Annotated in this window: 15 protein-coding genes and 4 pseudogenes; 8 read left to right on the top strand and 11 right to left on the bottom strand. The window is 72.9% G+C overall.

The genetic code is table 11. From position 1 onward, the window contains the following. Window positions 1–32: 32 nt before the first annotated feature. A complete protein-coding gene (locus ABEB13_RS12010) occupies window positions 33–767 on the top strand; it encodes an SDR family oxidoreductase (protein ID WP_345705502.1) in 735 nt (244 codons plus the stop codon). Between the two features lie 145 nt (window positions 768–912). After that, the gene (locus ABEB13_RS12005; protein WP_345705501.1) at window positions 913–1,164 is read left to right on the top strand and encodes a hypothetical protein; all 252 of its coding nucleotides are present in this window, start codon (window positions 913–915) and stop codon (window positions 1,162–1,164) included. 32 nt (window positions 1,165–1,196) lie between these two features. On the opposite strand, the pseudogene ABEB13_RS12000 reads toward ABEB13_RS12005, so the two are convergent. The 11 genes and pseudogenes from ABEB13_RS12000 to ABEB13_RS11950 form a co-directional block, all read right to left on the bottom strand. Beyond that, window positions 1,197–1,987, bottom strand: a pseudogene (locus ABEB13_RS12000) (sirohydrochlorin chelatase). 11 nt (window positions 1,988–1,998) lie between these two features. Continuing rightward, window positions 1,999–2,901, bottom strand: a complete 903-nt coding sequence (locus tag ABEB13_RS11995; protein ID WP_100890784.1) for an ABC transporter permease — start codon at window positions 2,899–2,901, stop codon at window positions 1,999–2,001. Then, a pseudogene (locus tag ABEB13_RS11990) lies at window positions 2,888–3,693 on the bottom strand (ABC transporter ATP-binding protein). The gene ABEB13_RS11995 and the pseudogene ABEB13_RS11990 overlap by 14 nt, the downstream one beginning before the upstream one ends. Before the next feature lie 132 nt (window positions 3,694–3,825). After that, window positions 3,826–4,976: pseudogene (locus tag ABEB13_RS11985) on the bottom strand (aliphatic sulfonate ABC transporter substrate-binding protein). Between the two features lie 246 nt (window positions 4,977–5,222). After that, entirely contained in the window at window positions 5,223–6,548 is a 1,326-nt protein-coding gene (locus ABEB13_RS11980; protein WP_345705500.1) for a sulfate adenylyltransferase subunit 1, read from the bottom strand. A gap of 2 nt (window positions 6,549–6,550) precedes the next feature. Continuing rightward, window positions 6,551–7,489, bottom strand: a complete 939-nt coding sequence (cysD, locus tag ABEB13_RS11975; protein WP_345705499.1) for a sulfate adenylyltransferase subunit CysD — start codon at window positions 7,487–7,489, stop codon at window positions 6,551–6,553. Next, on the bottom strand, window positions 7,486–8,067 hold the full coding sequence (gene cysC / locus ABEB13_RS11970; protein ID WP_345709640.1) for an adenylyl-sulfate kinase: 582 nt from the start codon (window positions 8,065–8,067) through the stop codon (window positions 7,486–7,488). Before cysC ends, cysD begins: the two co-directional genes overlap by 4 nt. A 56-nt stretch (window positions 8,068–8,123) precedes the next feature. Beyond that, window positions 8,124–8,822, bottom strand: a complete 699-nt coding sequence (locus ABEB13_RS11965) for a phosphoadenylyl-sulfate reductase (protein ID WP_345705498.1) — start codon at window positions 8,820–8,822, stop codon at window positions 8,124–8,126. After that, window positions 8,806–8,982, bottom strand: coding sequence for a hypothetical protein (locus tag ABEB13_RS11960; RefSeq protein WP_198524146.1), 177 nt, complete (start codon window positions 8,980–8,982; stop codon window positions 8,806–8,808). Before ABEB13_RS11960 ends, ABEB13_RS11965 begins: the two co-directional genes overlap by 17 nt. After that, window positions 8,979–10,703, bottom strand: coding sequence for a nitrite/sulfite reductase (locus tag ABEB13_RS11955; protein WP_345705497.1), 1,725 nt, complete (start codon window positions 10,701–10,703; stop codon window positions 8,979–8,981). The genes ABEB13_RS11960 and ABEB13_RS11955 overlap by 4 nt, the downstream gene beginning before the upstream one ends. Window positions 10,704–10,891: 188 nt before the next feature. After that, window positions 10,892–10,975 (bottom strand): putative leader peptide, encoded by an 84-nt coding sequence (locus ABEB13_RS11950; RefSeq protein ID WP_317634116.1) that lies wholly within the window; start codon window positions 10,973–10,975, stop codon window positions 10,892–10,894. 346 nt (window positions 10,976–11,321) lie between these two features. Between ABEB13_RS11950 and ABEB13_RS11945 the strand changes: the two genes are divergently transcribed. The 6 genes and pseudogenes from ABEB13_RS11945 to araA all read left to right on the top strand — a co-directional run bounded on the left by ABEB13_RS11945 (window position 11,322) and on the right by araA (window position 18,480). Further along, window positions 11,322–12,566 (top strand): YihY/virulence factor BrkB family protein, encoded by a 1,245-nt coding sequence (locus ABEB13_RS11945; protein WP_345709639.1) that lies wholly within the window; start codon window positions 11,322–11,324, stop codon window positions 12,564–12,566. 145 nt (window positions 12,567–12,711) lie between these two features. Further along, window positions 12,712–12,972 carry a DUF5133 domain-containing protein gene (locus tag ABEB13_RS11940; protein WP_345705496.1) on the top strand — a complete coding sequence of 87 codons (261 nt, stop codon included), beginning with the start codon at window positions 12,712–12,714 and terminating at the stop codon, window positions 12,970–12,972. Between the two features lie 288 nt (window positions 12,973–13,260). After that, window positions 13,261–14,223 carry a LacI family DNA-binding transcriptional regulator gene (locus ABEB13_RS11935; protein ID WP_380232290.1) on the top strand — a complete coding sequence of 321 codons (963 nt, stop codon included), beginning with the start codon at window positions 13,261–13,263 and terminating at the stop codon, window positions 14,221–14,223. A gap of 419 nt (window positions 14,224–14,642) precedes the next feature. Beyond that, a pseudogene (locus ABEB13_RS11930) lies at window positions 14,643–16,273 on the top strand (ribulokinase). Between the two features lie 6 nt (window positions 16,274–16,279). Further along, on the top strand, window positions 16,280–16,957 hold the full coding sequence (locus ABEB13_RS11925) for an L-ribulose-5-phosphate 4-epimerase (protein ID WP_345705495.1): 678 nt from the start codon (window positions 16,280–16,282) through the stop codon (window positions 16,955–16,957). Between the two features lie 14 nt (window positions 16,958–16,971). Continuing rightward, complete coding sequence (gene araA / locus ABEB13_RS11920; protein WP_345705494.1) at window positions 16,972–18,480, top strand: L-arabinose isomerase; 1,509 nt, start codon at window positions 16,972–16,974, stop codon at window positions 18,478–18,480. Window positions 18,481–18,553: the final 73 nt, after the last annotated feature.

Raw genomic sequence — 18,553 nt, 5'->3', positions numbered from 1 at the left:
CTCACGCCCAGGGGGACGGGAGGCTGGGGGCCATGACGACATCGCAGAAGACCGCTCTGATCACCGGCGCGAACAAGGGCATCGGCAAGGAAACGGCACGCAGGCTCGCAGCCCTCGGCATCACCGTGCTGATCGGCGCCCGCAACGCCGAGCGCGGCGAGGCGGCGGCCGAGGAGCTTCGCGCCGACGGCGCCGACGTACGGTTCGTACCGCTGGACGTCACCGACGAGATCACCGTCCGGGCCGCCGCCGAGCACATCGACGCCACGTTCGGCCGCCTCGACATCCTCGTCAACAACGCCGCGATCGCCGCCGGACCGCAGAAGCCGAGCGAGACCCCCGCCGCCACCGTCCGGCAGGCCTACGAGACCAACGTGTTCGGCGTCGTCGCGGTGACCCACGCCATGCTCCCCCTGCTGCGCCGCTCCGCCGCCGCACGCATCGTCAACATGTCCAGCGAACTCGGCTCCCTCACCCACCTGGCCGACCCGGGCAGCCCGTGGTCCGCCTACTACTCGGTTCTTCTCCCCTACTGCACCTCGAAGAGCGCGCTGAACGCGATCACCGTGCTCTACGCCGATGAACTGCGCGCCGAAGGGATCCTGGTCAACGCGGTGAGTCCCGGCTACTGCGCGACCGACCTCAACCGCCGGACCGGGATGCGCACGGCCGAGGAGGGCGCGGCCGTCGTGGTCGACCTGGCGACTGTGGGCGACGACGGCCCGACGGGCGCCTTCCTGACCGAGGACGGCCCGATTCCCTGGTGAGACGAGGCCGCGGTCGAGCCCGCCGGGGAGATCCGTCCCCCTGGCGCCGCCGTCACTGCCGTCGCGGTTCGGACGGGCCGAGAACGCCTCGGCGATGCCTCGGGAGAACGCACGGGATGCCGCACGAAGGCCTAGGCTTCGGGGCATGCGATGCGGCGTGTGCGGCTCGGAACGGCTCAGCCCCCTCGGGGAGTTGATCTCCGGCGAGAAGTGGGGCGAACGCCTGCGGCTGCGCTTCGCCCGGCCCGGACTGCTCAAGCCCAGGCCGGAGTTCGAAGCGGGCCTGGCCCGGGCCTGCCTCGACTGCGGGGCGCTGCTGCCGTTCCTCACCGAGGAGGCCCGCCGGCGGCTGGAGGCCGCGGCCGCCACCCTGACCGGCCCGGAGCAGCCGGACTGACGGCGGGTCGGACGAGCGCCGGGGCCGGAGGGTCAGGCGGACAGCGCGGTGCGGCTCCCGGCAGCAGCCCGGACGGCGTCGCGTGTCGCCTCGTACCGCTCCAGGACGAGGGCGGCGATCTCCGGGGCGGCACCCAGGACGGGCGCCAACAGGTCGGCGGACCCGGCCGCCGCGGCGATCCGGTCCGGCAGCAGGCCGGGCGCCAGCAGGTAGGGGAGACCGCGACCCGGCGGGCGCCCGCGGCGCGCAGGGCGGCGACGGCCTCCGGCACCCGCGGCCCGGCCGCGGAGGCGTACGCCACCTCGACACCCGCCCAGCCGCGACCGCGCGCCCAGTCGGCGGCCAGCGCGCGGGTCGCCGCGTCGGCGGCGGGGTCGGAGGAGCCGGCCGCGGCGAGCACCACGCCGGTGCGGGCGCGGACGGCGGCCGAGCCGGTGTCCAGCCCGCTCTCGTGGAGGCGGCGGTCCAGGGCGTCGAGGAGCAGCGGGGAGGGGCCGAGGACGTCGGCGAGCGGCAGGTCGGCGCCGGCCGCGCGCAGCGCGGCCGGGATGTCGCTCTTGGCGTGGAAGGCCCGGTTGAGCAGCAGCGGCACCGCGACGGCGGTGCCGAGGCGTCCGGCGACCTGGCCGATCCGCGGTGCGCAGTGGTCGAGGTAGGCGGTGGCGACGGTGGGGCCCGGGCGCAGCGCCCGGACCTGCCGGACGAGGGCGTCGACGGTGGCGGCGTGCCGCGGGTCGCGGCTGCCGTGGGCGATCAGCAGCAGGGCGGGGCCGTCCGCCCCGCCGGTGCGGCGGGCGGGGGCGGACGGTGTGCCGGTGCGCATGGCAGCGGGCCTCAGCGGGTGGTGACCAGCAGGCCGCGGTTGCGCAGCACGCGGCGCTCCAGCGGGGAGAACACGAGCAGGTCGATGGCGACGCCGACGACGAGGATCAGGACGATGCCGAGCAGCACGCCGGACATGTCCGAGAACTCGCGCTGGTTCTCCAGATAGCGGCCCAGGCCGACGCCCAGGTCGGGGGAGGCGGCGATGAGTTCGGCGGCCATCAGGGAGCGCCAGGAGAACGCCCAGCCCTGCTTGAGGCCGGCCAGGTAGCCGGGCAGGGCGGCGGGCAGCAGGACGTGGCGGGCACCGGCCAGGCCGGTGGCGCCGAGGGTGCGGCCGGCCCGCAGGTAGATCGGCGGGACCTGGTCGATGCCGGCGATCAGGCCGTTGGCGATCGACGGGACGGCGCCGAGCAGGATGACCGCGTACATCGCCGAGTTGTTGATGCCGAGCCAGATGACGGCGGCGGGCACCCAGGCCACCGACGGCAGCGACTGGAGGCCGGAGAGGACGGGCCCGAGGGCTGCGCGCAGCGGCTTGACCCGGGCGACCAGCAGGCCGATCGGGGTGCCGATGACGACGGCGGCGAGGAAGCCGGAGATGCCGCGCCACAGGCTCGTCCAGATGATCGAGAAGAGCGTGCCGGCGTACCAGAGGTCGGTGAGCGAGTGCCAGACGTCCGCCGGGCTGGGCAGCTTGTCGGGCGTGGTGACCTTGAGGCTGTAGGCGAGCTGCCAGGCGGCGAGGACGACGACGACGCCGAGGACGGGCGGCAGGACCTTCTGCCGGAGCACCTCGCCGAGCGGGGTGCGCTGGATCTGGACGGTGTCCAGGGCGTCGAGGCCGGCCTCGACGCTGGCGGAGTCGGCGCTGCGGTCCTTGACCGGGGCGGTGGTGGTGTCAGTGCTGGACATGGCGGCGGATCTCCCCACGCAGCTCTTCGGTGATCTCGATGGACAGGTCCGCGACGCCGGCGTCCTCGATGCGGCGCGGCTGCGGCAGGTCGATCCGCCACTCCTTGGCGACCCGGCCCGGCCGGGAGGAGAGCAGTACGACGCGCTGGGCGAGCCGGACGGCCTCGCGCACATTGTGCGTGACGAACAGGACGGTCAGCTTGCGCTCCGCCCAGATCCGGGTGATCTCGTCGTGCAGGACGTCGCGGGTGATCGCGTCGAGCGCGGCGAACGGCTCGTCCATCAGCAGGACGGTGGAGCCCTGGGCGAGCGAGCGGGCCATCGCGACGCGCTGGCGCATGCCGCCGGAGAGCTCGTGGACGCGCTTCTTGTACGCGCCGCCGAGGCGGACGAGCTCCAGCAGGCGCTCGGCCTCGGCGCGCCGCTCGTCCTTGGGGACACCGGCCAGCCGCAGGGCGAGCTCGATGTTGCGGCCGGCGCTCAGCCACGGGAACAGCGCGTGGTCCTGGAACATCAGGGCGGGGCGCCCGCCGGGCACCTCGATGTCGCCGGCGGTCGGCCGGTCGAGGCCGGCGACCAGGTTGAGCAGGGTCGACTTGCCGCAGCCCGAGGCACCGAGCAGGGTGACGAACTCGCCGGGGGCGACGTCGAGCGTGATGTCGTCCAGGACGGGGTGGCGCTGCCGGGACGGCCGAACGACTTGTGCACGTGGGTGAGTCGGACGGCGGGCCGGGTGATCGTGGACTCGGCGGCGGTGGTGACGTTCTCCGAGGTGGTGAGTGCCGGGGTCATTCCGGACACCTCCTGCGTGAGTGGACTGGCTGCGGGCTGGTGGCTGGGGGCCGGGGTCCGGCCCCGCCCCGCCCGGTGACTGGGCATCGACTGGGCGGGGGCGGGGCGGACCGCGGGGCTATCGGGTGCGGGTCACTTGGTGCCGAGTCCGGCGTCCGCCACGGCGGGCTTGCCCTGGGCCTGGAGCACCTTGTCGAGCAGCGTCAGGTCGTAGATCCCGGCCAGGTTCGGCTTCTTGAGCAGACCGGCGGTCACCGCGTGGTCGGCCTCGGCCTGCAGGGTGTTCGCCAGCGGGTCGTCCAGGAAGTCGATGTCCTGCCAGGCCGGGTCGAGGATCTTGGCGTCCAGCGCGTTGCCGGCCGCCTCCTTGATCGCGGCGTTGGCGTCGGCCTTGGCCTTCTCCGGGTTGGCCTTGATGAAGGCGTTGGTGTTCACCGAGCCGCGCAGCACGGCCTCCACCACGTCCGGGTGCTCCTTGAGGAACTTCTGCGAGACGATGATGTTGGTGATCACGAACTTGCCCTCGGGCCACACCTCCTTCTCGTTCAGCAGCACCTTGGCGCCGAGCGTGACGAGCTTGGAGGCGGTCGGCTCGGGCACCCAGGCGCCGTCGATCGAGCCGGACTTGTAGGCGTCCGGGGTGACCTTGTTGTCGGTGCGCACCACGCTGACGTCGCCCGCGCCGGACTGCGCGTCCACCTTGTAGCCCTTGGTGGCCAGGTAGTTGAGCAGCGCCACGTCCTGGGTGTTGCCGAGCTGCGGGGTGGCGATCTTCTTGCCCTTGAGGTCGTCCAGGGTCTTGATCTTGTCCGGGTTGACGACCAGCTTGACGCCGCCGGAGGCCGAGCCGCCGATGATCCTCAGCGAGGTGCCGTTGGACTTGGCGAAGCCGTTGATCGCGGGGAGGGGCCGATCCAGCCGATGTCGATCGAGCCGGCGTTCAGCGCCTCGATCTCCGCCGGGCCGGCGTTGAAGATCTGCGGCTTGATCGTGGTGGCGCCCAGCTCCTTCTGGAACAGGCCCTCCTTGATGCCGACCAGCGGGGTGCCGTGCGTCAGGTTGGCGAAGTAGCCGATCTTGACGCTGCTCGCGGAGAGCTTGGCACCGCCGGTCGAGGCGGCCGCGGCCGGGGCGGCGGCGGTCTTGTCGTCGCTCTTGGAGCCGTAGCTGCAGGCGGAGAGCAGGCCGGCGGCGGTCAGGGCGGCGACGGCGACCGCGGCGGGCCGTCTGAAACGGCCGGTGCGGGCCCGAACGGAGGTATGCGTGGTGGAGTCGTGTGCCATGGGAGTCGTCCCGTCCATGGGTGGGGCGCCGGAGGGCGCCCGCCGGAAAGTGGTCGCGGTGCTGTCGGCATGTCGCATGCCGGGCAAGCCGGGTCGGCAGCTGCTGTGGGAAGTGCCGCCCGGTGACAGGGGATCAGCGCCCCTGTCCGCCCCCACATCGCGTCAGGCCGCCCTGGCCGCTGCCGAGGACGCCGCTGCCGATGCGGCCGCCTTCCTTGTCCATGCCCGAGAACGCCTCGCTGGGCATCAGACCCAGTCCTCCCCGTCGGGTTCGGTGGTGCGTACGGTTTCGAAGGCCTCGCCCGCCATGCCGGCGGTGAGGGTGGTGCCGTCGGCCGGGTCGATGAGCAGGAACGAGCCCGTCCGGCGGTTGTCCGCGTAGCTGTCGAGCGCCAGCGGCTCGGCGGTGCGCAGCACCACGTGGCCGATGTCGTTGACCTCCAGGCCCTCGGCGCCGGAGCGCTGCTCGAGGGTGTCGATGTCGATCCGGTAGGAGATCTCCTTGACCAGCGCGCGCACGGTGCGGGTGGTGTGCTTGAGCAGCACCTTCGCGCCCGGGCGCAGGGTGCGCTCGTTGAGGTGGCAGACGGTCGCCTCGATGTCCTTGGTGGGGACGGGGGCGGGGCCGGCCGCGATCAGGTCGCCGCGGGAGACGTCGATGTCCTCGGCGAGCCGGACGGTGATCGACTGGGGGGCCCAGGCGATGTCCGTCTCCCTGCCGAGCGCGTCGATCCCGGCGACGGTGGTGGTGTGCCCGGAGGGCAGCACCGTGACCTTGTCGCCGACCCGCAGCACACCGGAGGCCAACTGGCCCGCGTAGCCGCGGTAGTCGGGGTGCTCCTCGGTCTGCGGGCGGATCACGTACTGGACGGGGAAGCGGGCCGGCTCGCTGCCGGCGTCGCCCACGACCGCGACCGTCTCCAGGTGCTCCAGCAGCGTCGGGCCGCCGTACCAGTCCATGTGCGCGGACGGTTCGACCACGTTGTCGCCGGCCAGTGCCGAGATCGGCACCGACACGATGTCCTTGACGCCCAGCGAGGCGGCGTACGCGGTGAACTCCTCGGCGATCGCCGCGAAGACCGGCTCCGCGTAGTCCACCAGGTCCATCTTGTTGACGGCCAGCACCACGTGCGGCACGCGCAGCAGGGCGGCGACCGCGGCGTGCCGGCGGGTCTGCTCGACGACACCGTTGCGGGCGTCGACCAGCACCACGGCCAGCTCGGCGGTGGAGGCGCCGGTCACCATGTTCCGGGTGTACTGCACGTGCCCCGGGGTGTCGGCGAGGATGAACCGCCGCCGGGCGGTGGCGAAGTAGCGGTACGCGACGTCGATGGTGATGCCCTGCTCGCGCTCGGCGCGCAGGCCGTCGGTGAGCAGCGCCAGGTCGGGCGCCTCCTGGCCGCGGCCGAGCGAGACGCGCTCGACGGCCTCCAGCTGGTCGGTGAGCACCGACTTGGAGTCGTGCAGCAGGCGGCCGACCAGGGTCGACTTGCCGTCGTCGACGCTGCCGGCGGTGGCGAACCGCAGCAGCGAGGTGGCGCCGCTCTCATCGGTCAGGTGGGCGGTGGTCATGGCTAGAAGTACCCCTCGCGCTTGCGGTCTTCCATCGCGGCCTCGGACAGCTTGTCGTCGGCGCGGGTGGCACCGCGCTCGGTGAGGCGGCTGGCGGCGATCTCGGCGATCACGTCGGCGATCGTGACGGCGTCGGAGTCCACGGCGCCGGTGCAGGACATGTCGCCGACCGTGCGGTAGCGGATCAGGCGCTGCTCGACGGGCTCGCTGTCCTTCGGGCCGCCCCACTCACCGGCGGTGAGCCACATGCCGTCGCGCTTGAACACGTCGCGGTGGTGGGCGTAGTAGATCTCCGGGAGCTCGATGCCCTCGCGCTCGATGTACTGCCAGACGTCCAGCTCGGTCCAGTTGGAGAGCGGGAAGACCCGGACGTGCTCGCCGACCGCGTGCTTGCCGTTGTACAGCGACCACAGCTCGGGGCGCTGGCGGCGCGGGTCCCAGGCGCCGAACTCGTCGCGGAGCGAGAAGACGCGCTCCTTGGCGCGGGCCTTCTCCTCGTCGCGGCGGCCGCCGCCGAAGACGGCGTCGAACTTGTTGCGCTCGATGGCGTCCAGCAGCGGCACGGTCTGCAGCGGGTTGCGGGTGCCGTCCGGGCGCTCGCGCAGCCGGCCGTCGTCGATGAAGTCCTGGACGTGCGCGACGTGCAGGCGCAGGCCGTGCTCGGCCACCGTGCGGTCGCGGTACTCGATGACCTCGGGGAAGTTGTGCCCGGTGTCGACGTGCAGCAGCGAGAACGGCACCGCGGCGGGCCAGAACGCCTTCAGCGCCAGGTGCAGCATGACGATGGAGTCCTTGCCGCCGGAGAACAGGATCACCGGCCGCTCGAACTCCCCCGCCACCTCGCGGAAGATGTGCACCGACTCCGCCTCCAGGGCGTCGAGGTGCGACAGGGCGTAGGGATTCTCCTGGGTGGCCAGAAGGCTGTCCGTGGCGGTCGTCATGCCAGACCCCTCTCGGTCAGGAAGGCGTGCAGCTCGGCGGCGGAGTCGGCGACCGCGCGGCCCTGCGTCTGCAGGCGCAGCTCCGGGTCGGCCGGTGCCTCGTACGGGTCGTCCACGCCGGTGAGACCGGAGATCTCGCCGGCGGCCTGCTTGGCGTACAGGCCCTTGACGTCGCGTTCGGCGCAGAGCTCGACCGGGGTGGCGACGTGGATCTCCAGGAAGTCGGTGCCGTGGGCGGCGTGCCGCTCGCGGACGGCGGCGCGGGAGTCCGCGTACGGGGCGATCACCGGGGCGAGCACCTTCACACCGTTGGCGGCCAGCTTCTCGGCGACGAAGCCGATCCGCGTGACGTTGGTGTGCCGGTCCTCCTTGGTGAAGCCGAGCCCCTTGGAGAGGAACTCGCGGATCTCGTCACCGTCCAGGACCTCGACCTTGTGGCCCTCGGCGCGCAGCCGCTCGGCCAGGGCGAAGGCCAGGGTGGTCTTGCCCGCGCTGGGCAGCCCGGTCAGCCACACCGTGGCGCCGCGCTCGCAGGGGGCGGCCGCGGAGGCCGCCTCTGCGGCTTCCCCGGCGGCCAGTGTGTCGGCTGTTGTCACGGTGGGATCTCCTGGGTTCGTGTCGGACTGACGGGTGGTCAGAGGTGGATGCCGCACTCGGTCTTGCCCGAGCCGGCCCAGCGGCCGGCCCGGCCCTCCTCGCCCTCGCCGGGCTTGGCGGTGCAGGACAGCGGCGAGCAGCCGATCGAGGTGTAGCCCTCCCACAGCAGCGGGTTGAGCAGCACGCCGTTGGCCTGGACGTAGGCGTCCACGTCGTCCTGCGTCCAGCGGGCGATCGGGGCGAGCTTCACCTTGCGGCGCTTCGCGTCCCAGGCCACCACCGGGGTGTCGGCGCGGGACGGCGACTCGTCGCGGCGCAGCCCGGTCGCCCAGGCGTCGTACGCGCCCAGGCCCCGGTTCAGCGGCTCGACCTTGCGCAGCGAGCAGCACAGGTCCGGGTCGCGGTCGTGCAGGTGCGGCCCGTACTCGGCGTCCTGCTCGGCCACGGTCAGCTTCGGGGTGAGCGTGATGACGTTGACCGGCATGGTCGCCGCCACCGCGTCGCGGGTGCCGATGGTCTCCGCGAAGTGGTACCCGGTGTCCAGGAAGACCACGTCAACGCCGGGCAGCACCGAGGAGGCCAGGTGGGCGACGACCGCGTCCTCCATGGAGGAGGTGACGCAGAACCGCTTGCCGAAGGTGTCGGCGGCCCAGCGCAGGACGTCCTGCGCGGAGGCCTCCTCCAGCTCGCGGGCTGCGGCGGCGGCCAGCGCCTCGTAGTCAGTCGCGGTGCTCATCGGTGTTTCCCCCGTTGGTCGGTGACAGCAGGCCCAGGAACTTCAGCTGGAAGGCGCGGAGGCATCCGCGGCATTCCCAGCAGCCGTGCCCGGCCTCGGAGGGACGCAGGTCCTCGTCACCGCAGTACGGGCAGTGGAAGGGTGCCGCACGCTCACTCACGACAGCTCCTCCTCGCTCGCCCGGGCCGTCCACTGCGCGAACCGCTCGCCCTCGTTCCGCTCGGCGCGGTAGCGGGTGAGCAGCCGCTCGACGTAGTCCGGCAGGCCGTCCTTGGTCACCTTGAGGCCGCGGACCTTGCGGCCGAACCCGGCCTCCAGGCCGAGCGCGCCGCCCAGGTGCACCTGGAAGCCCTCGACCTGCTCGCCGTTGTCGTCCGTCACCAGCTGGCCCTTGAGACCGATGTCCGCGACCTGGATGCGGGCGCAGGCGTTCGGGCAGCCGTTGATGTTGATGGTCAGCGGCTCGTCGAAGTCCGGGAGGCGCTGCTCCAGCTCGTCGATCAGGGTGCGGCCGCGCTCCTTGGTCTCGACGATGGCGAGCTTGCAGTACTCGATGCCGGTGCAGGCCATCGTGCCGCGGCGGAACGGGGACGGCTTGACCTGGAGGTCCAGCGCCTCCAGCCCGGCGACCAGGGAGTCGACCCGGTCCTCGGCGACGTCCAGGATCAGCATCTTCTGCTCGGCGGTGGTGCGCAGCCGGTCGGAGCCGTGCTCGGCGGCGAGGTCGGCGATCTGGCCGAGGACCTTGCCGCTGACCCGGCCGACCCGCGGGGCGAAGCCGACGTAGAAGCGGCCGTCCTTCTGCCGGTGCACGCCGACGTGGTCGCGCCAGCGGGCGACCGGCTCGGCGGGCGCCGGGCCGTCGACCAGCTTGCGCTGCAGGTACTCGTCCTCCAGTACCTGGCGGAACTTCTCGACGCCCCAGTCGGCGACCAGGAACTTCAGCCGGGCGCGGTTGCGCAGCCGGCGGTAGCCGTAGTCGCGGAAGATGCCGATGACGCCGCCGTAGACGTCGGCGACCTCGTCCAGCGGCACCCAGGCGCCCAGGCGCACGCCCAGCTTGGGGTTGGTGGACAGGCCACCGCCGACCCAGAGGTCGAAGCCGGGGCCGTGCTCGGGGTGGACGACGCCGACGAAGGCGACGTCGTTGATCTCGTGCGCGACGTCGAGCTGCGGGGAGCCGGAGACCGCGGACTTGAACTTGCGCGGGAGGTTGGAGAACTCCTTGTTGCCGATGAACCGGCGCTGGATCTCCTCGATGGCGGGGGTGCCGTCGATGATCTCGTCCTGGGCGATGCCGGCCACCGGGGAGCCGAGGATCACGCGGGGGGTGTCACCGCAGGCCTCGGTGGTGGACAGGCCGACGGCCTCCAGCTTCTGCCAGATCGAGGGGACGTCCTCGATCCGGATCCAGTGGTACTGGACGTTCTGCCGGTCGGTCAGGTCGGCGGTGCCGCGCCCGTACAGCTCGGAGACCTCGGAGATCGCCTTCAGCTGGGCGACGGTGAGGCGTCCGCCGTCGATGCGCACGCGGAGCATGAAGAACTCGGCGTCCAGCTCGTGGGGCTCCAGGATGGCGGTCTTGCCGCCGTCGATGCCCTCCTTGCGCTGGGTGTAGAGGCCCCACCAGCGCATCCGGCCGCGGAGGTCGGCCGGGTCGATCGAGTCGAAGCCGCGGTGCGCGTAGATCGTCTCAATGCGCGTCCGCACGTTGAGACCGTCGTCGTCCTTCTTGAACTGCTCGTTGGCGTTCAGCGGCGTGTAGTGACCCATGCCCCACTGGCCCTCGCCGCGGTGGCGGGTCACCTTGCGGGCGGCGGCGGGACGGCGCACGGGGGCGCCGGCGACCGAGGGCTCGACCGGTTCGGGAGTAGGGGCCATGGTGTCAGTCCTTTGGCAGCTGGCTCTGAGGAGGGATGTCGGCATCCCCGGGCGCGGAACTGCCTTGACCTGCGCTCTTGCTGCAGGCCTCAGGTGGCAGTGACCCTGGCCGGAGGGCACCCGCACATCCGCTTCGGCGGGGATGGCGAGGTGGTGGCGCCGGTGCGGTGGTGGCGGCGGGGTGGGGCTCAGGTCACCGGACAGATGGCGCTGGACACACGGAGGAGGTCGACGTGCAGTCGACCTACGAGGGTGGCTCCGGCGCTTGGCATGGCAAGAGATTCGCACGGCGAACGACTCTCGGTCCACTAACGTCCGTATTGTGGACGCAGTCGTGTCGCACTGTGAGACAAGAGGGAAAGACTCCGTCGTCGGAGCGGTGCGAGCTGTCGGCGGCAGCCTACCCGGGGGCCCGCGGACCCCCGCCGCGCGGCCCCCGGCGGCCCTCGCGCGCGGGCGCGCGGAGGCAGTGGACGCGGCCCAGTACCGTAGGGACGTGCAAGCAGCAGGCAGTACCCCGCGGGAGACCCCGGACCGGCCGCCGAGCGGCCCCCGCGTCGCCGGGGCGGCCGTCGTCGCGCCGTCAGGCGCAGTACCTGGCGCCAGACCGGCTGGGGCCTGCTGAAGGACACCACCAACACCTGCGTCGAGTACCGGGTCACCGGCCTCGCCGCGGAGGCCGCGTTCTTCACCCTGCTGTCGATCCCGCCGCTGCTGCTCTGCCTCGCCGGCACCCTCGGCTACCTCGACGACATCCTCGGGGCCGGCACCATCGACAAGCTCAAGTCGGACATCGTCTCGGCATCCGGGACGGTGCTCTCACCGGAGTCGATCCACCAGATCGTCGAACCGCTGCTCGCCAAGGTCTTCGACACCGGCCGGCCCGACCTCATCTCGATCGGCTTCCTGCTGTCGCTGTGGTCCGGCTCGCGCGCGCTGTACATCTTCATCGACACCATCACGGTGATGTACGGCCTCGACGGCAAGCGCGGCATCGTGAAGACCCGGACGATGTCGCTCGGCCTCTACCTCGGCGCCCTGGCCATCGGCTCGCTGGTGCTGCCGCTCCTCGTCGCCGGCCCGGGGCTGGTCATCGGTGCCCTGCAAGGGTCCGCCGGGCTGGTGAACGCCCTCTACTGGCCGGTCGCGATCCTGCTCCTGGTGATCTTCTTCACCACCCTCTACCACGTGGCTGTCCCGGTCAGCACGCCCTGGCGCGAGCACTTCCCGGGCGCGCTGACCGCCCTGCTGGTCCTCGTGGTCTGCAGCGTGGCGTTGCGGATCTACCTGGTCAGCTCGGTGGAGGGCCCCAGCGTCTACGGTTCGCTGGCCGCGCCCGTCGCCGTGCTGCTGTGGATCTTCGTGATGGCGCTGGCCGTCCTCATCGGCGCCGCCATGAACGCCGCGATCGACCGCCGCTGGCCGAGCGTGGAGACGGCCGACGCCCGCGCCGAGAACGTGCGGGCGCACGAGGAGGCGGCCGCCGTCGTGGTCCGTGAGGCCGCCGCCCGCCGCGCCGTCGAGCGGGCCCTGCTGGTCCGCGAGCTCGGTCTCGCCGACGGGGGCGAGGACGAGGACGAGGACGACGACCTGCCGCCCTCCGAGTACCCGGAGCGCTGGGCCGACGTCCTGCCGCACCGCAGCCTGCGCAGCCGCCTCACCGGGGGCCGCCGCCCCCGCCGCCCGCAGCCGCCGCCGGACAGCGACCGGCCCGCCGCGCCGCCGCGGCCCTCGCCGCACCACCACCCGCAGCCCCCGCCGCTGTACCCGCTCGGCGGTCCGGAGCCGCTGCACCCGCCGCAGCCGCCCCAGTCGCCGCCGGTGCCGCCCCGTACCCCGTGGGACGGCCGCTGGGGGTCCTGACCCGCCCCGCGCCGCCCCGATGACGGAGAAAGAGTGAAGGACGTGCACCCATTCGGCGGAGCACGGCTTGGCGTCGGGGTCGCCGGGTAGCCGCTGCAGCGAGGATTCGGAACCGGTCACTCCACTCGTCGCGGGAGGCTGCCCCATGCCGCTGATCAACTACGTCGCGCTGCGCGCACTCGTCGAGGAGCTGGACGCCCTCGGTGCGCACCCCGCCCCGGACGCCGCCGCACGGCGTCGACTCGAGGACGCCCAGTACACGGTCTGCGTCTATACCGGCGTACGGGATCCGCGCCGGGCGCTCGGCCGTGCCCGGCGACTGCTGGCCGAGCGTCCGCCGACGGCCGCCGCCGGTGCCGCGCCGCTGGTGGCGGCCGAGCCGGTGCCGCTCGGGGCGGCCGGCTGACCGGCTCCGCGCGCCACGGCCCGCCGTCCGGGGCCTGTCCGGCATGCGGTCGCTCCGCGTCCGGCCCTCGGACGGCCGGGCGCGGCGGCCGCGCCGTGCGGCAGGTCGCGTCACGGATGCCCCGGTCGCCGGAGTGTGAGCGCACACAACTACACTCCCCCGGCACTCGTGAGACAGTGGCAGCGCGCGACTGGCTCTGCACCGATGAGGGGGCTGTGAGTGGGAAACGAGACTGCCGGGGCGGAGCCCCGACAGCCCGTGATGGCGGACGTGGCGAAGCTGGCCGGGGTGTCCCATCAGACGGTCTCGCGCGTCCTGAACGGCGCGCCGCACGTCCGGCCCGACACCCGTGACCGGGTGCTGGCCGCCATCCGCGAGCTCGACTACCGGCCCAATTCGGCCGCCCGCGCCCTGGTCACCCGGCGCTCCCAGACCCTCGGGGTGGTGAGCTTCGCCAGTACCCTGTACGGCCCGGCCTCCATGCTCGACGGCCTCGAACAGGCGGCCAGGAGCGCGGGGTACTTCGTCAGCGTCGCCAGCCTGCGCTCGCTCGACAGCAGGTCCCTGCAGGAGGCCGTCGACCGGCTGCGCGACCAGGGCGTCGAGGGGGTGGTGGTGATCGCCCCGCAGGTCTCCGCGGTCAGTGCGGTCGCCAAGCTGTCCAGCGCCGTCCCGGTGGTGGCGGTCGGCGCGGGCAGCCGCTCGCGCGTCCCGACGGTCTCCGTCGACAACCTGGCCGGTGCTGCCGCCGCCACCCGCCACCTGCTGGACCTCGGCCACCGCACCGTCCACCACGTGGCAGGTCCGGCCGGCTGGCTGGAGAGCCAGGACCGCGAGGACGGCTGGCGCCGCACCCTGGAGCAGGCCGGGGTCGAGGCGCCGAAGGTGCACAGCGGCGACTGGAGCTCCCGGGCCGGCTACGAGGCGGGCATGCGGATCGCCGGCGACCGGGACGTCACCGCGGTGTTCTGCGCCAACGACCACATGGCGCTCGGCATGCTCCGGGCGCTGCACGAGGCGGGCCGCTCGGTGCCCGGCGACATCAGCGTGATCGGCTTCGACGACATCCCGGAGTCCGCCTACCTCATCCCCCCGCTCACCACCGTCCGCCAGGACTTCGCGGAACTCGGCCGCCGTGCACTGGAGTTGCTGGTCGACGAGCTCGCCGGCGCAGGCCACCTGCGGGACCGGGTGCTGATCTCCCCGGAGATGGTGCTGCGCAGGTCGGCCGGCCCCGCGCCGCGGGGCTGACCCGCTCCGCGGCGGATCGGCGACCGCTGCGGCGGCTGTCCGCCTCCCCGGCGGGCGGCCGCCCCGGCGTCTCCCGGCCGTCCGGCGCGCCCCGGCGCCGCCCCGATGCTCCGCCCGCCCCTGCGGCGGACCTTGACAGCCCAATTGTGAACGTTAACAATCGCTGTGCGCGCTCCCGCCGCCCTCACCACCCGCACCGCCGGCACGCCGGCCGCCCGGCCCGGCCCCGCCCCGGCCGCCCGCTCCCGCCCGCCCGGTGCGGACACGGAGCACCGGCCGACCACCGGCCCCGCGAGGGCGCGGACCGAGCCGCCGCCCGCCCGACGCCCCCGTCGTACGAAGGATGAGACCGTGACCGATACACCCCCGCTCCGGCCTCGGACGCGGAGACCTACGTCGTCGGCGTCGACTTCGGGACGCTGTCCGGGCGTGCCGTGCTGGTGCGGGTGCGGGACGGCGAAATCCTGGCCTCGGCCGTCCACGACTACCCGCACGCGGTGATCGAGGAGCGGCTGCCCGGAACGGGCGCCGCCCTGCCGCCGGACTGGGCGCTGCAGCATCCGCAGGACTGGCGGGAGGTCCTGCAGAGCGCCGTTCCCGCCGCCCTGGCGGCCTCCGGCGTCGACCCGGCGCAGGTGGTCGGGATCGCCACGGACTTCACGGCCTGCACCGTGCTGCCGACCCTGGCGGACGGCACCCCGCTCGCCGAGACCGCGCAGTGGCAGGCGAGCCCGCACGCCTGGCCGAAGCTGTGGAAGCACCACGCCGCGCAGCCGCAGGCCGACCGGATCAACGCCCTCGCCCACGCCCGCGGTGAGAAGTGGATCCACCGCTACGGCGGGAAGATCTCGGCGGAGTGGCAGTACGCCAAGGCGCTCCAGGTCCTGGAGGAGGACCCGGCCGTGTACGCGGCGGGCGAGCGGTGGATCGAGGCCGCCGACTGGATCGTGTGGCAGCTGACCGGCACCGAGACCCGGAACACCTGCACCGCGGGCTACAAGGGCATCCACCAGGACGGCGGTTACCCCACCGAGGAGTACCTCGGCGCGCTGAACCCCGGCTTCGCCGACTTCGCCCGCACCCGGCTGGAGCACCCGCTGATCGCGCTCGGCGCCCGCGCCGGCTCGCTGACCGCCGAGGCCGCCGCCTGGACGGGCCTGCCCGAAGGGATCGCCGTCGCCGCCGGCAACGTGGACGCGCACGTGGCCGCGCCCGCCGCCCGGGCCGTCGACCACGGCCAGCTCCTCGCCATCATGGGCACCTCCACCTGCCACGTCGTCAACGGCGCCCACCTCGCCGACGTCCCCGGGATCTGCGGTGTCGTCGACGGCGGCATCATCGACGGTTCCTACGGCTACGAGGCCGGGCAGAGCGCCGTCGGCGACATCTTCGCCTGGTGGCTGCGGCAGGGCGCACCCGCGGAGTACCTGCTGGAGGCCGAGCAGACCGGCGAGGACCTCCACCAGCTCCTGACGCGCAAGATCACCGGCCAGCCCGTCGGCGGCCACGGCCTGGTCGCCCTCGACTGGATGGGCGGCAACCGCTCCACCCTCGTCGACGCCCACCTCTCCGGCGTGATCATCGGGATCACCCTCGCCACCCGGCCCGAGGAGATCTACCGCGCCCTGCTGGAGGCCACCGCCTACGGCACCCGCACCATCGTCGAAGCCCTGGAGGCCGGCGGCGTCCCCGTCACCGAGTTCGTCGTCACCGGCGGCCTCAGGAAGAACCCCTCCTCATGCAGATCTACGCCGACGTGCTGCGCCGCCCGGTCTCCCTCGCGGTCTCCGAGCAGGGCCCCGCCCTCGGCTCCGCGATCCACGCCGCGGTCGCCGCCGGCGCCCACCGCGACGTGCGCGCCGCCGCGGCCGCGATGGGCCGCGTCCAGCGCCACGCCTACCTCCCCGACGACGCCCGCGCGGACGCCTACGACGCGCTGTTCGCCGAGTACCGGCTCCTGCACGACCACTTCGGCACTGGCCCCGACAAGCAGCTGCACCGCCTGCGCGCGATCCGCAACGCCGCCCTCACCCACAACAGCGAGGACTGACCTGCCGTGAGCGACTCCATCGATCTCCTCCGCGAGCAGGTCTCCGACCTGCACCAGGAACTCGTCCGCTACAACCTGGTCGTGTGGACGGCCGGCAACGTCTCCGCCCGGGTGCCCGGCGAGGACCTGTTCGTGATCAAGCCGAGCGGCGTCCCGTACGACGAGCTCACCCCCGAGAACATGATCCTCTGCGACCTGGACGGGACCGTGGTGGCGGGGGAGCACAGCCCGTCCTCGGACACCGCCGCGCACGCCTACGTCTACCGCCACATGCCCGAGGTCGGGGGAGTGGTGCACACCCACTCCACCTACGCCAGCGCCTGGGCCGCCCGCGGCGAGGCGGTGCCCTGCGTGCTCACCGCGATGGCCGACGAGTTCGGCGCCGAGATCCCGATCGGCCCGTTCGCCCTCATCGGCGACGACTCCATCGGCCGCGGCATCGTGGAGACCCTCACCGGCCACCGCTCGCCCGCCGTGCTGATGAAGAGCCACGGCGTGTTCACCATCGGCAAGGACGCCGAGGCCGCCGTGAAGGCCGCCGTCATGTGCGAGGACGTCGCCCGCACCGTCCACATCTCGTGCCAGCTCGGCGAGCCCCTGCCCATCGCCCAGGCCGACATCGACGCCCTCAACCACCGCTACCGACACGTCTACGGCCAGCAGACCGCGCCCGTGGCCCGGTGAAGGAGAACCACCCCATGAACAACCCCACCGAAGGCCGCCGGATCTGGTTCCTGACCGGCAGTCAGGGCCTCTACGGTCCGGAGACGCTGGAGCAGGTCGCCGAGCAGTCCCGCGGTGTCGCGGCGCAGTTGGAGGCGTCCGGGGATGTCCCGGTGCCGGTGGTGTGGCAGCCGGTGCTGACGGATGCCGCGGCGATCCGGCGGATCTGTCTGGAGGCGAACGCGGACGATGCCTGCATCGGGCTGATCGTGTGGATGCACACGTTCTCGCCGGCCAAGATGTGGATCGCCGGCCTGGATGCGCTGCGCAAGCCGCTGCTCCATCTGCACACGCAGGCCAACACCCATCTGCCCTGGTCCACCATCGACATGGACTTCATGAACCTGAACCAGGCCGCGCACGGCGACCGCGAGTTCGGCTACATCCAGTCCCGCCTCGGCGTCTCCCGCAAGACCGTCGCCGGCCACGCCACCGATCCCCGGGTTGTCGGGCGTGTCGGTGACTGGGCCCGGGCCGCGGCCGGCCGCGCCGAGCTCGCGAGCCTGAAACTCGCCCGCTTCGGCGACAACATGCGCGACGTCGCCGTCACCGAGGGCGACAAGATCGAGGCCCAACTCCGCCTCGGCGTCTCCGTCAACACCTACGGCGTCAACGACCTCGTCGCCGTCGTCGACGCGGTCACCGACGCCGACGTCACCGAACTCGTCAAGGACTACGACGACCTGTACCGCCTCGCCCCCGAACTGCGCCCCACCGGCGACCGCCACCACGCCCTGCGCTACGCGGCCCGCATCGAACTCGGCCTGCGCACCTTCCTCACCGACGGCGAGTTCCGCGCCTTCACCACCAACTTCGAGGACCTCGGCGGCCTGCGCCAACTCCCCGGCCTCGCCGTGCAGCGCCTGATGGCCGACGGCTACGGCTTCGGCGGCGAGGGCGACTGGAAGACCGCCACCCTGCTGCGCACCCTCAAGGCCGCCGCCGAGGGTCTGCCCGGCGGCACCTCCTTCATGGAGGACTACACCTACCACCTGGAGCCGGGCCAGGAGCTGATCCTGGGCGCCCACATGCTGGAGGTCTGCCCGAGCATCGCCGCCGACACGCCCTCCTGCGAGGTCCACCCGCTCGGCATCGGCGGCCGCGAGGATCCCGTCCGCCTCGTCTTCGACGCCGCCCCCGGCCCCGCCCTGGTCGTCGGACTCGCCGACATGGGCGACCGCTTCCGCCTCGTCGCCAACGAGATCGACGTCGTCGCACCCGTCGAACCGCTCCCGCAGCTGCCGGTGGCCCGCGCCGTCTGGAAGCCCCGCCCCGACTTCCGGACCTCCACCGAGGCCTGGCTCACCGCCGGCGGCCCCCACCACACCGTGCTGACCAAGGCGCTCGGCACCGACGTCCTCGACGACCTCGCCGAGATGCTCGCCGTCGAACTCGTCACCATCGACAACGACACCACGATGCGCCGCTTCACCCGCGAACTCCGCTGGAACCAGGCCTACCACCGCCTCGCCCAACACCTCTGACCCACTGGCACACACCGCACCTGTACCACCGCGCCCCGGGCCCGGCCGGCCCTGACACCGGCCGGTGCCCGGG

It is taken from the genome of Kitasatospora paranensis (assembly GCF_039544005.1).
GTDB lineage: Bacteria > Actinomycetota > Actinomycetes > Streptomycetales > Streptomycetaceae > Kitasatospora > Kitasatospora paranensis.
Note: the sequence above shows the minus strand (reverse complement) of the source record. Positions and strands in the feature narration are given on the sequence as shown.

Bases quoted from the DNA above. Each gene is read 5' to 3' on its own strand.
- ABEB13_RS12010 (WP_345705502.1), top strand. From the start codon at position 33: ATGACGACATCGCAGAAGACCGCTCTGATCACCGGCGCGAACAAGGGC.
- ABEB13_RS12005 (WP_345705501.1), top strand. From the start codon at position 913: ATGCGATGCGGCGTGTGCGGCTCGGAACGGCTCAGCCCCCTCGGGGAG.
- ABEB13_RS11995 (WP_100890784.1), bottom strand. From the start codon at position 2,901: ATGTCCAGCACTGACACCACCACCGCCCCGGTCAAGGACCGCAGCGCC.
- ABEB13_RS11980 (WP_345705500.1), bottom strand. From the start codon at position 6,548: ATGACCACCGCCCACCTGACCGATGAGAGCGGCGCCACCTCGCTGCTG.
- cysD (WP_345705499.1), bottom strand. From the start codon at position 7,489: ATGACGACCGCCACGGACAGCCTTCTGGCCACCCAGGAGAATCCCTAC.
- ABEB13_RS11965 (WP_345705498.1), bottom strand. From the start codon at position 8,822: ATGAGCACCGCGACTGACTACGAGGCGCTGGCCGCCGCCGCAGCCCGC.
- ABEB13_RS11955 (WP_345705497.1), bottom strand. From the start codon at position 10,703: ATGGCCCCTACTCCCGAACCGGTCGAGCCCTCGGTCGCCGGCGCCCCC.
- ABEB13_RS11950 (WP_317634116.1), bottom strand. From the start codon at position 10,975: ATGCCAAGCGCCGGAGCCACCCTCGTAGGTCGACTGCACGTCGACCTC.
- ABEB13_RS11940 (WP_345705496.1), top strand. From the start codon at position 12,712: ATGCCGCTGATCAACTACGTCGCGCTGCGCGCACTCGTCGAGGAGCTG.
- araA (WP_345705494.1), top strand. From the start codon at position 16,972: ATGAACAACCCCACCGAAGGCCGCCGGATCTGGTTCCTGACCGGCAGT.